At 62.6% G+C, this 14095-nt stretch carries 8 protein-coding genes; 5 read left to right on the forward strand and 3 right to left on the reverse strand.

Features of this window, described 5'->3' with window-relative positions:
* The first annotated feature begins 80 nt into the window (after nt 1-80).
* Together pdxR and E6C55_RS29515 are read left to right on the forward strand one after the other, a co-directional pair.
* Nucleotides 81-1649, forward strand: a complete 1569-nt coding sequence (gene pdxR, locus E6C55_RS29510) for a MocR-like pyridoxine biosynthesis transcription factor PdxR (RefSeq protein WP_168735943.1) — start codon at nt 81-83, stop codon at nt 1647-1649.
* Nucleotides 1642-2427 (forward strand): helix-turn-helix domain-containing protein, encoded by a 786-nt coding sequence (locus E6C55_RS29515; protein ID WP_136373432.1) that lies wholly within the window; start codon nt 1642-1644, stop codon nt 2425-2427. Before pdxR ends, E6C55_RS29515 begins: the two co-directional genes overlap by 8 nt.
* Nucleotides 2428-2547: 120 nt before the next feature.
* Here E6C55_RS29515 and asd read toward each other — a convergent pair whose 3' ends face one another.
* Nucleotides 2548-3351, reverse strand: a complete 804-nt coding sequence (gene asd / locus E6C55_RS29520; protein ID WP_136373433.1) for an archaetidylserine decarboxylase — start codon at nt 3349-3351, stop codon at nt 2548-2550.
* 177 nt (nt 3352-3528) lie between these two features.
* Here asd and E6C55_RS29525 point away from each other — a divergent pair, with 177 nt between their 5' ends.
* Nucleotides 3529-4671, forward strand: coding sequence for a glycosyltransferase family 4 protein (locus E6C55_RS29525; protein WP_136373434.1), 1143 nt, complete (start codon nt 3529-3531; stop codon nt 4669-4671).
* Nucleotides 4672-4772: 101 nt separating this feature from the next.
* On the opposite strand, the gene E6C55_RS29530 is transcribed toward E6C55_RS29525, so the two are convergent.
* On the reverse strand, nt 4773-6128 hold the full coding sequence (locus tag E6C55_RS29530) for an Nramp family divalent metal transporter (RefSeq protein WP_136373435.1): 1356 nt from the start codon (nt 6126-6128) through the stop codon (nt 4773-4775).
* 270 nt (nt 6129-6398) lie between these two features.
* Between E6C55_RS29530 and E6C55_RS29535 the strand changes: the two genes are divergently transcribed.
* Complete coding sequence (locus E6C55_RS29535; protein WP_168735944.1) at nt 6399-12509, forward strand: WIAG-tail domain; 6111 nt, start codon at nt 6399-6401, stop codon at nt 12507-12509.
* Between the two features lie 537 nt (nt 12510-13046).
* Here the strand turns inward: E6C55_RS29535 and E6C55_RS29540 are convergent.
* Nucleotides 13047-13271, reverse strand: a complete 225-nt coding sequence (locus E6C55_RS29540) for a hypothetical protein (RefSeq protein WP_136373437.1) — start codon at nt 13269-13271, stop codon at nt 13047-13049.
* Nucleotides 13272-13314: 43 nt separating this feature from the next.
* Between E6C55_RS29540 and E6C55_RS29545 the strand changes: the two genes are divergently transcribed.
* Nucleotides 13315-14094 carry a glycosyltransferase family 2 protein gene (locus E6C55_RS29545; protein WP_136373438.1) on the forward strand — a complete coding sequence of 260 codons (780 nt, stop codon included), beginning with the start codon at nt 13315-13317 and terminating at the stop codon, nt 14092-14094.
* Nucleotide 14095: the final 1 nt, after the last annotated feature.

The following is a 14095-nucleotide window of genomic DNA, read 5'->3' on the forward strand; positions in this document are numbered from 1 at the left end:
ATTCTAGAGCTTCGATTGACAAACAAAAAGATCCAATTATGATTAAAATCAATAGGCCATTCGCAAGGGGGACTGCAGCCTTGTTCCAAATTCCGTACGAGACGCGGCTGAGCGAGTGCGGCAGCAAGCATCTGGCGCTGTACCAGGCGCTTCGGGACGGCATTGTCTCCGGCTTGCTCGAGCCGGGAACGCGCTTGCCCTCGACGCGGCAGCTTGCAGGCCTGTATCGCTTGTCGCGCGGCAGCGTCAGCCTCGCTTACGAGATGCTGGCCGCGGAAGGTTATGTGCGCACCGGAATCGGGCAGGGGACGTTCGTGGCCGGCCGACCGGGCTCGCTGCCCCCGGCGGCCCCGGCGCTCCAAGGGGCTTCCCGCGTCCCCGGCGAAGCGCAGACCGAGGCGGGCGCCGAGGCCGCCTCCCGCCCGCCGAAGCTGGAGCTGTCGGCCTGGGGAGAGCGGGTGAACCGGGCGGCAGGGAAGCTGATCGGTCGGTATGCCGATCCTCCCGGCTTCGCAGGCGTCTCGTTCGTGCCGCGCGGCATGGGCGAGAAGGGCTTCCCCTGGATGGAGTGGAAGGCCGCCGTCTCCGCGCAGTGGCGCAAGCTCGGGCCGGGCGCGGACAATCGGTGGACAACCGAGGGCAGCGAGCGGCTGCGCCGGGTCATCGCCGAGCGGCTCGGCCGCGAGCGGGGCATTCGCTGCTCCGCCGACGATGTCGTCATCACCGGCGGCTCGATGCAGGCGATCGCGATCGTCTCGCAGTTGCTGCTCGAAGCAGGCCGGACGGCGGTCGTGGAGGACCCGGGCTACCCCGGCATCGGCTTCGCCGTGCACGGAACCGGAGCGGCGCTTGAGCCGGCAGGCGTCGACGAAGAGGGCATCGTGCCGCAGGACTGGCGCGCCGACCTGCTGTTCGTCACGCCGACGCGGCAATTCCCGACGGGGGCGGTGCTCCGTCTGGAGCGGCGGCTGGCGCTGCTCGACTGGGCCTCCCGGCGGGAGAGCTGGATCGTCGAGGACGATTACGACAGCGACTTCCGCTGGGGCGGGCGGCCGATCGAGCCGCTCAAGTCGCTCGACCGGGAGGGCCGGGTTGTCTATGTCGGCAGCTTCTCGCGAACGATGCGGTCCGAGATTCGCATCGGCTATGTCGTGCTGCCGCCCGCGCTGCGGGAGCCGTTCGTCCGGGCGAAGCGGCTGTACGATCCGTATCCCGAAGGAATCGCGGAGCAGAACGCGCTCGCGGAATGGATCGAGAGCGGCGGCTTCGACCGCCACCTGAGACGGATGCGGCGGATCTGCCACAAGCTGCAGATGAGGCTGCGGCTGGGACTCGAAGGACCGCTCGCGGCGCTGTTCGAGACGGTTCCTTCGGATGCGGGACTGGCGCTCTTCGCCTATTGGCGAGGCGACGAAGCCGATTACCGGCGTCTGCGGGAGCGCAGCCGCGAGCGGGGCGCGTTCTGGCAGGACGGATCGCGTTATCGCATGGCCGACGGGCCCGCCCGTCCGTCCGCGCTGTTCGGCTTCGCGCATCTTGAAGAGGAGGAGATCGCCGCCGGCATCGAGCGGATTCGGCAGGCGGCCGTCGAGCTTAAGCTTATTCCACATGGAGACCATGGAGATCAAGGAGGCAGCAACCATGCTTAGTGCATCGCCGGAATCGTTCTACCTTCTCCCTTACTTCGCGAAGACGGTGTGCGAGCCGGGCTGGAAGTGGCAGAAGCGCGAGAAGCCGCTGCAGAACTTCGATCTGTTCTACGTCTGGAGCGGCGAAGGGGAGGTTATCCTGAACGACGAGCCCTTCGCGGTAGGCAAGGGCAGTTGCTTCCTGTTCCGGCCGGGCGATCACACGAGCGCGACGCACAACCCGCAGAAGCCGCTCGTCCTTACGTACATCCACTTCGACGTGACGGAGCCGGTCGGCCATATCCCGGCGCCGTACCGGCAGATGGAAGATCCGATCGAATTCGAATATTTGCTGTCCCGCTACATCCGGTTGTTCCTCGTTGAGACGTTCGCCGCCAAGGAGGAGGCGCAACTGCTGCTTAAGCAGATGATGATCCACCTGCTGCGCGACGATCTCAGCGAACCCGTCGAACGCAAGGCAAGCAATCAGCTCACCGAGACGATCCACGAGATAGCGAACTACATTCGCCAGCATCCGGGCGTCCAGCACCGGGTCGACGACCTGGCCGCCAGGGCGGGACTGTCCTCCCGCTACTTCTCGATCAAGTTCAAGGAACTGATCGGCGCGTCGGTGCAGACGTACATGATCCGGACCCGGATCGAGCGGGCGCAGCACCTTCTGCTGCACGCGGGGATGAACGTCACCGAAGTGGCCGACGCGCTCGGGTACCGGGACATCTTCTTCTTCAGTCGGCAATTCAAGCAATATACGGGGAAAAGCCCTTCCGAGCTCCGATAACAAATTAAAGAACCCATTATCCCGTCGCTTCAGAGGAGCCGCACGAACGCGTTAACGCGTCGACGCAGCATCCTCTGACCGGAGGGGATAATGGGTTTTGTCGCATTCATTTGAACAACACTACCGTACCTTCTCTTCCGCTTCCTTCAGCTTCCCGAGTTTTTGGCCCATTTTCACCCGATCGCCTGCCTTCCGACACTCGCACTCGCCGCACGTTCCGTTCTCCGCCAGAAGCACGACCGTCGAGCCGAATTCGAAGTAGGCAAGCTCCTGACCGGCCTCGAGCCGATTCGGGAGCGGTTCCGCGTAGCGGATGCTGCTCACGTTCAGCGCGCCGACCTTGACGACGGCAATCTCGCCTTCCTCGTGCCGGATGTAGGTGATGAGCCGCTCGTTGCGGGACAGCACACGCCTCATGCAGGTCAGCCCGAAGTCGTTGACCGGGTACACCTTGCCGGGAACATGCTCGCTCTCGACAATCGTGCCGGAGCAAGGGGAATGAATGCGATGATAATCGGTGGGGCTCAGATATAGCACCCAATAATAACCGTGCTCGTATTGGCCCGTCCGGGGAGAGCCGTTCAGCAATTCCTCGATCGTGTAGTCCTGCCCCTTCACCTGAAGGAGCTGGCCGTCCTTGATTGTGCCGCAAGACGTGATCAAGGCATCGACGGGACTGAGAAGCGCACCTTCCTCCGAGTCGAGCGGGCGCGCGCCGGGCTTCAGACGCCGTGTGAAAAAGTCGTTTAAGCAAGCGTATTCGCGCAAGCTCTTCTCCGCCTCCTCCACCGGAATTCGGTACAGCGCCGCGAACCGGGGAATGAAGCGTCGGCTTAGCGAGGACTTGGCCAGTCTTCCCGTGAGGCGGGAGACGGATTTGCGCGAGGACAGCTCGGTCATGGAGCGCATCAGCCAACGATTCATGCGCCTAAGCCACTCCTTCTCTCGGATTCGTCGCCTGCGCCAGGCAAGCGATACGATCGTCCCTAAGTGTGACACATCGGCGGCAAAAGTTCAATACGGGCGCAGGGTAGCTGCCGTGCTCGTTCGCACCCGAAGCGTGTATTCTAGCTTAACAGCCCGTATGGAGGAGGAGCCGGAATGCATAAAGTCGCCTTCGTCACGCCGGGAGCCTATCCGGTTCCTTCGCCGAACGGAGGATCGGTGGAGCGGGTCGTCGAGAAGCTTGTTCCGCTGCTGCAGCCGGCGATCGAAGCGAGAATCTTCGGACGCGGAGGCGCCCGTCTTCGTCCGCTCGGCCGTCTGAACGGCGTCGTCTGCGAACGCCTGCCGATGGCGAGCCGGGGAGCGTACATGAACCGGGTCGTGCGGCGTCTGCGCGCCTGGCGGCCCGATCTGATCGAGGTCGAGAACCGGCCGAAGACGATCCTTCGTCTGCGAAGGGAATTCCCGCGCGCGAACCTGTGGCTGCACCTTCATTCCAACACGTTCCTGCTTCGCCCCTACCTTAATGATAAGCGGACGCTGCTGGCCAGCGTGCGGGCGGCGGACCGGATCATCGTCAACAGCCGGTTCCTAAGGGAATTCGTCGTGCGACAGGCGCCGGAAGCGGCGGGCAAGATCGGCATCGTCCATCCGGGAGTCGAGCCGGAGCGATTCCTGCTGCCGCATCGGGAGGTTGGGCGGGCGCAGCGCGGGTGGTGCGATCGCCGAATCGTTCTCTATATGGGACGGCTCATCCCGCTCAAGGGCGTCCATCATCTGCTGAAGGCGCTGCCGGAGCTGGTCCGGAGGGTGCCGAACGTGCTCGTCGTCATCGTCGGCAGCCCGTTCTACGGGTCCGGCCGGATGACGGAGTACAGCCGCAAGCTGCGCCGGATGGCGAAGCCGTATGCCGCGCATGTGCACTTCCAATCGTACGTCCCTTACGATGAAGTGCCGGAGTGGTACGCTCTCGCGGACGTCGCGGTCGTGCCTTCGGTGCGGCGCGAGGCGTTCGGGCTCGTGAACGTGGAGGCGATGGCTGCGGGGCTTCCCGTCGTGGCGACCCGGATCGGCGGGATGCCGGAGATCGTCCAGGACGGCAACACGGGATTCCTGATCGACGCGGCGAACGCCCCGGCCGAGCTGGCCGACCGGCTGTCGCTGTTGTTGGCGAACGAGGCGCTGCGGGCGGAGATGGGGAGAAGAGGACAGGCGCGCGTATGCGAGCAGTTCATGTGGCAGCACTCCGCGGCCGGGTGGCTTCGGGAGTGGAACGGTTTTTGGGGCGGAGGGCGGTAGGGGAGAAGCGATAAATACGTTATTCGGCGAAAATAAGAAAAAGCCGTTCTCCGGGTCGACGAGACCGTTGGAGAGCGGCTTTTCCCCTTGTGCGGGGTTGCTTACAGATCGACGAACGTCGAGACAAGCAGGTAGGCGTTCAGGATGACGATCGCGACGGTGATAACGGCGGCGGTGAGCTTAAGCCACAGCCGGTTCGCGAACGCCCCCATCTTCTCCTTGCTCGACGTGAACTTCACGAGCGGAATGACGGCGAAGCTGAGCTGCATCGACAGGATGACCTGGCTGAGGATAAGCAGGTCGGTCGCGCCTCTGTCGCCGTACAGGGCGATGACGATGACGGCCGGCACGATTGCGATGAGCCGGGTGATCAGCCGTCTGAGCCAGGCGGGCAGCCGGATGTTGAGGAAGCCCTCCATGACGATCTGGCCCGCGAGCGTCCCGGTCAGCGTCGAGTTCTGCCCCGATGCGAGCAGGGCGACGCCGAAGAAGATCGATGCCATCGTCGTTCCGAGCAGCGGAGTCAGCAGGTCGTACGCTTCGCCGATCTCCGCGACATCCGTATGGCCGGTCGTATGGAACGCGGCGGCCGAGATGATCAGGATCGCGGCATTAATGAAGAGAGCGAAGAACAGGGCGATGGTCGAGTCGAGCGTCGCGAACCGGATCGCCTGCCGCTTGCCGAGCTCGGTCTGTTCGTACTGTCTCGTCTGGACGATGGAAGAGTGCAGGTACAGGTTATGCGGCATGACGGTCGCCCCGAGAATGCCGATCGCGATGTAGAGCATCTCCGGATTCGAGACGATCTCCGCCTTCGGAATGAAGCCCTTCATCACTTCTCCCACGGCGGGCTGGGAAAGGAAGAGCTCGGCGGCGAAGCAGAAGCCGATGATGGCGATCAGAGCGATGACGAACGCCTCCAGATAGCGGAAGCCCTTGTTCTGCAGGAACAGAATCAGGAGGACGTCTACAGCCGTTAGTATAACCCCGTAGATGAGCGGGATTCCGAACAGCAGATTCAGCGCGATCGCGGCTCCGATCACTTCGGCCAGGTCGCAGGCGGCGATGGCCAGCTCCGCCAATATCCAGAGACCGAAGGAGACCGGCTTGTTGTAGTGGTCGCGGCAGGCTTGCGCCAGATCCCTGCCGGTCACGATGCCGAGCTTGCCGGCGAGCGCCTGGAGCACGACGGCCATCAGGTTGGACAGAAGGATGACGGACAGCAGCGTGTAGCCGAACTTGGAACCGCCCGCGATATCCGTCGCCCAGTTGCCCGGGTCCATGTAACCGACCGCGACCATATAGCCGGGACCGACGAACGCAAGGAATTTACGGAAGGTGGAGCCGCTCTTCGGAATCCGCAAGGAACGATGGGATTCGGGGAGCGAAGGCTGGCCGGCCTGCTGCCGCCAACCCTTGGACCTTGTCTGGGTCTGGATGGTTACTTCTTCTTGCATGATGATCACCTCGTGGACAAACGGTGTTGTTCTTATCAATCTTTTTGGCCTGTGGGCCATAATGTTTCCCTAATGCAAAACTCGAAGATGATATTACTATACGCCGGACCGTTCGAATTGTAAACCACATTTTTGTTGGGTGCATGGCGAGAGCGGTGCAGGTACGGGCCTGCGTTCTGTTGCATGGGACATCGGATTGCGCCGACAGTCGCGCCCATGGGTGAATGTGCATATGATACGTTAGATTGTCATGTTGGGAAGGAGAGGACCATGAGAAAGGGCAAATCGAAAAAGCCTTCGAACAGCCGGCGGCCGCTGTACTACGTCGATAATCCGAATCGCTCCGAGCTGCAATGGCTGGACGATATAGCGAAGCAGAACGGCAAGCCGGTCAGCGTACATGGGGCGGGCGTAGCCGAAGCGCCGTCAGGCAAGTCGGTCAAGGCGGGCAAGCGGCCCGAGCCTGCGGCAAGCCCGCAATCCGCGGCAGCGGCGAGCCGCCTCGCGTCCTTCCAGGGGCGCGGAGCGGAAGTCGGCAGGCCGGCCGCAAGCGAGGAGAAGAAGCTGGCGGAGTCGCTGGCCGCTGCGGATGAGATTGTCGCCGTGGTCGATGCGGCAGACAAGCAAACGATTGAGTCGGTCGACGTGCTGGCTCAGATGATCAAGCCTATCGGCCGTCCTGCCGCATCAATGCCGCTTCAGCCGGAAGGAGCGGCGACGCCAGAGAGTCGGGAGCAGTCAGCCAAGCCGGCTGTCCAGCCGACGGTCGGACCGGTCGGGAATCGGCCGCTTGAACCGAAGGCGGCAGCGAACGGCGAAGCGCCGGAAGGCGGCGAGCGGGTAGAGTCTGGCACTAGTGAAGAAAATCGGATCGAAGAGCGAGAAGACACTTGGATCGAAGAACGAGAGGAGAGACAGTGGCGGCATCGGAGGCTGGCGGAGAAGCGGGCTCCGTCCCGGCCGGCGCCGGTTGTCTACACCGACGATCTCGCCGACGAGTCCGTCACGATTGACAAGCTCGCTCCGTTCGCCGTCGGGCCGAATAACCTCGCCGCCGAATCGGTGACGACGGAGGCGTTGGCGGACTTCTCGGTAACATCCATCAAGCTGGCGGACGGATCGGTCACTTCGTCGAAGTATGCACCCGAATCGATTACCGGCGAGCATCTGACGAAGAATGCGATCTCCGGCCAGAAGATTCGGGACCGTTCCATTACGAGCGACAAGCTCAAGGACGGAAGCGTCACCTCCGAGAAGCTGGCGGACCGAACGATCAGCGCCGACAAGATCGCGGAAGGCTCGATTCAAGCCAAGCATCTGAGCCTGTCGATCATAACGGCGGATCTGCTGAAGGATCAGTCGGTTACGTCGGATAAGATCCGCAGCGGGACGATTCGCAGCGAGAATCTGGCCAACGAAGTTATCGATACCTCCAAGCTGGCCGACGAATCGGTCACCGCCTCCAAGCTGCGCGACGGCGCCGTCGGGTCCAGCAAGCTTGCCCCGTCTGCCGTCGATTCTTCGCACCTGAAGCAAGGGATCATCCTGGCCGAGCACGTGGCACTCGGTGCCTTGGAGGGAAAGCATTTAGCTCCGCGGGCGGTCATCTCCGCAAATATCGCCGAGGGCGCGATCGGCTCCGGCGAGCTGGCGGATCGCTCGGTAGACGGCGGCAAGCTCGCGGAGCAATCGGTGGACGCCGAGCATCTGCGTCCGGCAGCCGTGCGAGGAGAGCATCTCGCCGACGAGTCCGTTGAGAGCCGGCATCTCGCATCCGGCTCGGTATCGGCGAGCAAGCTGGCGGAGCAGTCGGTTGCGACGATCAACCTCGTCGAACACGCAATTACCTCTTCGAAGATCGCAGACCAGAGCGTCGTCTCGGGCAAGATCGGGGACGAGGCGATTCAGTCCCGCCATCTCGCGAAGGGGAGCGTTCTTAACGATAAGCTGGCCGATCATTCGATTGAACGGCGCCATCTGACCGAAGGGCTGCTCGAAGGCCGCCACTTGACGAACCGGTCCATCGCGCGCGACCATCTGCAGGACGGCATTATCGGCACGGGACAACTGGCGCCCGACTCGGTTACCCGCAAGCAGATTGCCGATGGCGCGGTCGGTTCCGCCCAATTGGCTCAAGGCGCGGTCAAGTCGGCTCAACTTGCCGACGGCGCGGTGCTTACCCGGCATCTGGCAAGCGGCTCCGTGCTGACTCCCCATCTGGCAGGAGACAGCGTCACGCACGACAAGCTGGCTCCCGGAAGCCTGCGTCCGCCTCACTTCGCGGAGGATTCGGTCAAGGGAGAAGCGATTGCGAGGCAGGCGGTCGAAGGCCGTCACATTCGCCCAGGGTCGATCGCTCCGGCCCACCTGGCCGACGACTCCGTCGGAACCTCCGCTCTGCAGGCGGAATCGGTCACTTCGGCGATCATCGCTCCGGGCGCGATCGGGGAGCGCCAGTTGGGCGTTCGTTCGGTTTTCTCCCATCATCTGACCGACCATCTCGTCACGTCGCTTAAGCTGTCCCCGGAGAGCGTCTCCACGGATAAGCTGGCCGACCAGTCCGTCACGACGGGAAAGCTGGCGGACCATAGCGTTACGGCGGCGAAGCTGGGCGCAGGCTCCGTCGGGTTCGGCGCGCTCGCTGCGAATTCCGTTACGGAATCCGCACTTATCGACGAAGCGGTCGGCGCGAAGAAGCTCAAGCCTTTGGCCGTTCAGTCGGAGCACTTGGCGGCGAACAGCGTGCAAGAGGAAGCGATCGCGAAGAATGCCGTCGCGTCAGGCGCGATTCAAGAAGGCGCGGTGATGAATAAGCATCTTGCCGCCGAGTCGGTGGAGAGCCGTCACTTGACCGAGCAAGCGGTACGCGGGTTCCACTTGGCGGAGGACAGTATCCGGGAATCCCACCTGACGAACGCGTCGATCAGCCACCTCAAGCTGGCGGATCTCAGCGTCGGCGAACGCAACCTGCAGCCGCGTTCTGTCACCGAGAAGCAGTTGACCCCGGGCTCGGTATCGTCTGCACAGCTCCAGGCGGCAAGCATCGGACCGGAGCATGTCAAGGAGAAGGCGATCGGTTCGCCGCATCTCTCCGAGCAGAGCGTAATCGGACGGGCGATTGCGGAAGGTGCGGTGAGTGAACGGCATCTGGCGGACGGGAGCGTCACGCTGCAGAAGCTGGCGGCAGACAGCGTCGGCAGCGAGCATCTGCTGCTCGAGACGGTGAGCGGCAAGCACATCAAGCCGGATTCCATCCAAGGCTATCACCTGCGCAAGGGCTCGGTGACGATTGCGCATCTTGCGCCGGATATGTTCACTCTCGCCAAGCTGGCCGAACGAAGAATCGATTCCGAGCGAATCGAGCCCGCGGCGGTGTCGACCATCCATCTTCGGGACGAATCGATCACGGAGGATAAGCTTGCCTCCGGCAGCATCGGCGACGATAAGCTGAAGAGCGGGGCCGTCGTGACCGACAAGCTGGCGGACTGGAGCGTCACGGAAGGCAAGCTGCGCGACGGTGCGGTCGCGGCCGACAAGCTGGCCGACGGAAGCGTGACGGCAAGCAAGCTCGACGCGGGAGCCGTCGGTGAGCAGGGGCTTGCGGACGGAGCCGTGACGTCGGCGAAGCTGGCCGGCGGAAGCGTGTCCGCAGATAAGCTGGCGGACGGCGGCGTGACGGAGTGGAAGCTGGCGGATGGCGCGGTGACGGCATTGAAGCTGGGGAACGAGAGCGTGACCGAAGCGGCTCTCGCGGATGGCGCCGTTACGGCCGGCAAGCTGGCGGACGGCCAGGTGGTCGAAGCGAAGCTCGGATACGGGGCGGTCACGGAGACGAAGCTGGCGGACGGCAGCGTGACGGAGTGGAAGCTGGCGGACGGAGCGGTAACGGCGCTGAAGCTGGCGAACGGCAGCGTAACGGAATGCGCGCTGGCTTACGGGGCGGTAGGCAGCGCTCAGATCGCCGAGCTGTCGGTCGTCGAGGGGAAGTTGGCCGACAAGGGCGTGACCGAACGCAAGCTGGCTTCGGGAAGCGTAACGGAGAGCAAGCTGCTGGACGGCTCGGTGACCGAGAGCAAGCTGGCCGATGGCGCGGCAACGGAGAACAAGATTGCCGACGGCGCGATAACGACCTCGAAGCTGGCTCCGGGCGCCGTGGGAGAGCAGCAGTTGGCGGACGGCCAGGTAGTCGAAGCGAAGCTCGGGTACGGAGCGGTGACGGAGTCGAGACTGGCGGAAGGCAGCGTGACCGAGTGGAAGCTGGCGGACGGAGCGGTGACGGCGAGCAAGCTGCTGGACGGTTCGGTGACGGCGAGTAAACTGCTGGACGGTTCGATAACGGTAGGCAAAATCGTCGACGGCGCGGTAACGGCGGAGAAGCTGGCGAACGGCAGCGTGACGGAGAGCAAGCTGCTGGACGGAGCGGTAACGACCTCGAAGCTGGCCCCGGGCGTCGTAGGCGCGCAACAGTTGGCGGACGGTCAGGTGGGCGAAGCGAAGCTCGGATACGGAGCGGTCACGGAAACGAAACTGGCGGACGGCAGCGTGACGGAATGGAAGCTCGCGGACGGCGCGGTGACGGAGAGCAAGCTGCTGGATGGTTCGGTAACTGAGAGTAAATTGCTGGACGGTTCGATAACAGGAAGCAAGCTGGCTGAGGGCGCGGTAGCAGAGAGCAAATTGCTGGACGGAGCGGTGACGGGGAGCAAGCTGGCTGAGGGCGCAGTAACAGAGAGTAAATTGTTGGACGGTTCGGTAACGGGAAGCAAGCTGGCTGAGGGCGCAGTAACAGGGAGCAAATTGCTGGACGGTGTGGTGACGGGGAGCAAGATCGCCGACGGAGTGGTAACGGCGGAGAAGTTGGCGAACGGCAGCGTGACGGAGAGCAAGCTTCTGGACGGATCGATAACGACCTCGAAGCTGGCCCCGGGCGCCGTAGGTGAGCAGCAGTTGGCGGACGGTCAAGTAGTCGAAGCGAAGCTCGGATACGGAGCGGTGACGGAGACGAGACTGGCGGATGGCAGCGTGACGGAATGGAAGCTTGCGGATGGCTCGGTGACGGGAAGTAAGCTGCTGGACGGTTCGGTAACGGGAAGCAAGCTGGCTGAAGGCGCAGTAACAGAGAGCAAATTGCTGGACGGAGCGGTAACGGAGAGCAAGCTTTTGGACGGCGCGATAACGACCTCGAAGCTGGCCTCGGGCGCCGTAGGTGAACAGCAGTTGGCAGACGGTCAGGTAGTCGAAGCGAAGCTCGGATACGGAGCGGTGACGGAGACGAGACTGGCGGACGGCAGCGTGACGGAGAGCAAGCTCGCCGACAGCTCGGTGACCACCTCGAAGCTGGCTCCCGAGCTGCTTGAACGGCTCGCCGCTTCGACGACAACCGCTCCATTGACGAGCGGGAGTGTCACGGCGGACGCGCTCGCAGACTATAGCGTCTCGTCGAAGGCACTCCAAGTGTTCAGCGTTGGGCCGGAGCACCTGACGGCAGAAGCCGTCACAGCCGACAAAATCGCGCTGAACAGCGTAGGAGCTTCCCACGTCATTTCCGGCTCTATCGAATCCAGGCACCTGGCCGCCGGCAGCATCGACAGCATCAAGCTGCAAGCGGGCAGCGTCGGCGCCGATCAGCTCGCGGACGGCAGTATTACCGTCCAGAAGCTCGATTCCGAAGTCATCGACCTGCTCGCGAAGCCGACTCCTGCGACCCAAGCATCATTGCCCGACGGCAGCATAACGGGAGAGAAGCTGGCACCGGCAAGCGTCGAGACGGATCACTTGAAGGCGGCCGCCGTGACAATCGATAAAATCGCGCCGGCAAGCATAGGTTCATCGCACGTTATCGCACGCTCGATTCTCTCGCATCACGTCAGCGAGAACAGCCTTACCTCCGCTCATCTGGCGAAAGGCAGCGTCGGCGGCGAGCAGCTTGCGGACGGCAGCGTTACGGGCGACAAACTGTCCGATCACTTGCTCGATTTCTTGCTCGATCTGCAGCAGAACGTTGCGCAGCAGAAGAATGAGATCAGCCAGTTGTCGCCTTCCGAAGGAAGCGTCACGGGCAGCCATCTGGCCCTCGGTTCGGTGACCAGCGCCCATCTGGCATTTATGCCGGTAATGGCCTCGCAGCCGAATGTGGCGATTCTGTTCGGCAACGAACACTACTCGTTCCACGGGGCGACGGAGAGCATGGAGATGACAGTAACCTTCGAGCAACCGTTCCCTAATCTCTCCTACGTGATCATTGCGATGGCCGATCATCCTTCGTGCGCTTGCGTGCTGAGGAAGAAGGAAGAGGACCGGGCCGTCCTGGAGATCATTCGCACGAGGTTTGCTCCCGAGCCGCAAGGCTGGATTCAATGGATTGCGGTCGGTCATCGGTAGAGGGGAGCACGGTGCTAATTTTTAAATAAGAAATGGCCGATTGGCGGCGTTAGGGAGGCGATCCCTGCGTCGCCAATTGCCGTTTACGGCACCTCCAAAGCCCCTTCGCCTGGCAGTTTTATGCGGTTTTTCACATTTAACTTGGCGATCAGCGGCGATATTTTTGATTTTATACGGTTTTTCACATATATCGTTCAGGCAGCGACCCTAATGTGCCCTATGTATGTGAAATTTCGCATAAAACTCTCGTTATCCTCGGAGCTGAGGCATTTGAATGTGAAAAACCGCATATATCCGGGGTTTGTGGGCGTTTGTGCGGTATTCCCGGTCATGCGCGGGTGCCGGATCGCACTCCGAGCGGCCTGTGCTTGTGTCGAGGCGTACAGATGCCGTTGCGCATGGACACGTTGCACATACAATGTCATGTAAACCGTTGCCCGACCGAAGGGGGTGGATTGGTTTGGCTGGCGCAAGCGCAACGAGAAGCGCAACAAGAAGGAATAAGAGATGGTCCCGCCCGTCATCCGTCAGGGCGCTTCAGAGGCAAGGCTCGCGCAGATCGTCTTCCGCCAAGGCTTCCTCTGCTACTGCCCCTATCTCAAACTTTCGCTCGACCTTGCCTTCGCCCTTGAACTCGCCTTCGCCCTTGAACTCGCCTTCGCCCTTGAACTCGCCTTCGCCCTTGAACTCGCTTTCTCTCTCGCCCTCGTCTTCGCCCTCGAACTCGCCCTCGAACGTACTCTCGAACGCACTCTCGAACACGAGCTCTTACCGGCCCTCGCCCTCGACCGTTGCATCGATCTCAATGGCCGCAGCGAGCGGAAGCCGGTCCGGGGGAGGAGCTTCCCCGTGGTCGTCGCCGCTTGTCTCGGTCATTATTCCGGTCATGAACGAGAGGCGGACGCTGGCCAGGGTCATCCGCGAAGCGAAGAAGGTTCATCCCGGCACGGAGGTGATCGTCGTCGCCAACGGGTCGACCGACGGTTCGCTGAAGATTGCCCGCAGCAGCGGAGCCCGGACGCTGGTGTTCGACCGTCCCCTCGGCCATGACGTGGGAAGGTCGATCGGCGCGAGGGCGGCTCAAGGACAAATACTGCTATTCATTGACGCGGATATGGTCATTCCGGCTGCGAAGCTGAGGAGCTTCGTCGAAGCCGTGAAGAACGGGACCGATGTCGCTCTTAACGATTACTCGGGACCGACGAGGCAGGAGAACGTCCACGGCGTCGTGCTCGCGAAGCACGCCCTGAACTCCTTGCTGGACCGGCCCGATCTGCTGGGAACCTCGATGACCGCGGTTCCCCACGCCATCAGCCGCAGAGCCCTGGACACAATCGGGCCGGCCGCTCTCTCCGTGCCGCCGCTTGCTCACACGATGGCGGTGCATTCGAAGCTCGCGGTGAGACGCGTGAAGCATGTTGATGTGGGCTCGCTCAACCCGCTGCGAATTCGCAGAGAGCGGAACAATTCCTTGGAGCCGCTTATTGTGGGCGACCACCTGGAAGCGATCCAATGGCTGGTGAACCAGACCGATGAGCGAGGCGGATACGAGGACGGAAGTCGACAACGATGGAGGGTGAGATGAG

It is taken from the genome of Cohnella fermenti, assembly GCF_004801405.1.
GTDB lineage: Bacteria > Bacillota > Bacilli > Paenibacillales > Paenibacillaceae > Cohnella > Cohnella fermenti.

What these genes read in the sequence shown, in the direction of transcription:
- E6C55_RS29515 (WP_136373432.1), top strand. Translation starts at nt 1,642, where the DNA reads ATGCTTAGTGCATCGCCGGAATCGTTCTACCTTCTCCCTTACTTCGCG.
- E6C55_RS29545 (WP_136373438.1), top strand. Translation starts at nt 13,315, where the DNA reads ATGGCCGCAGCGAGCGGAAGCCGGTCCGGGGGAGGAGCTTCCCCGTGG.
- asd (WP_136373433.1), bottom strand. Translation starts at nt 3,351, where the DNA reads ATGAATCGTTGGCTGATGCGCTCCATGACCGAGCTGTCCTCGCGCAAA.
- E6C55_RS29525 (WP_136373434.1), top strand. Translation starts at nt 3,529, where the DNA reads ATGCATAAAGTCGCCTTCGTCACGCCGGGAGCCTATCCGGTTCCTTCG.
- E6C55_RS29535 (WP_168735944.1), top strand. Translation starts at nt 6,399, where the DNA reads ATGAGAAAGGGCAAATCGAAAAAGCCTTCGAACAGCCGGCGGCCGCTG.
- E6C55_RS29530 (WP_136373435.1), bottom strand. Translation starts at nt 6,128, where the DNA reads ATGCAAGAAGAAGTAACCATCCAGACCCAGACAAGGTCCAAGGGTTGG.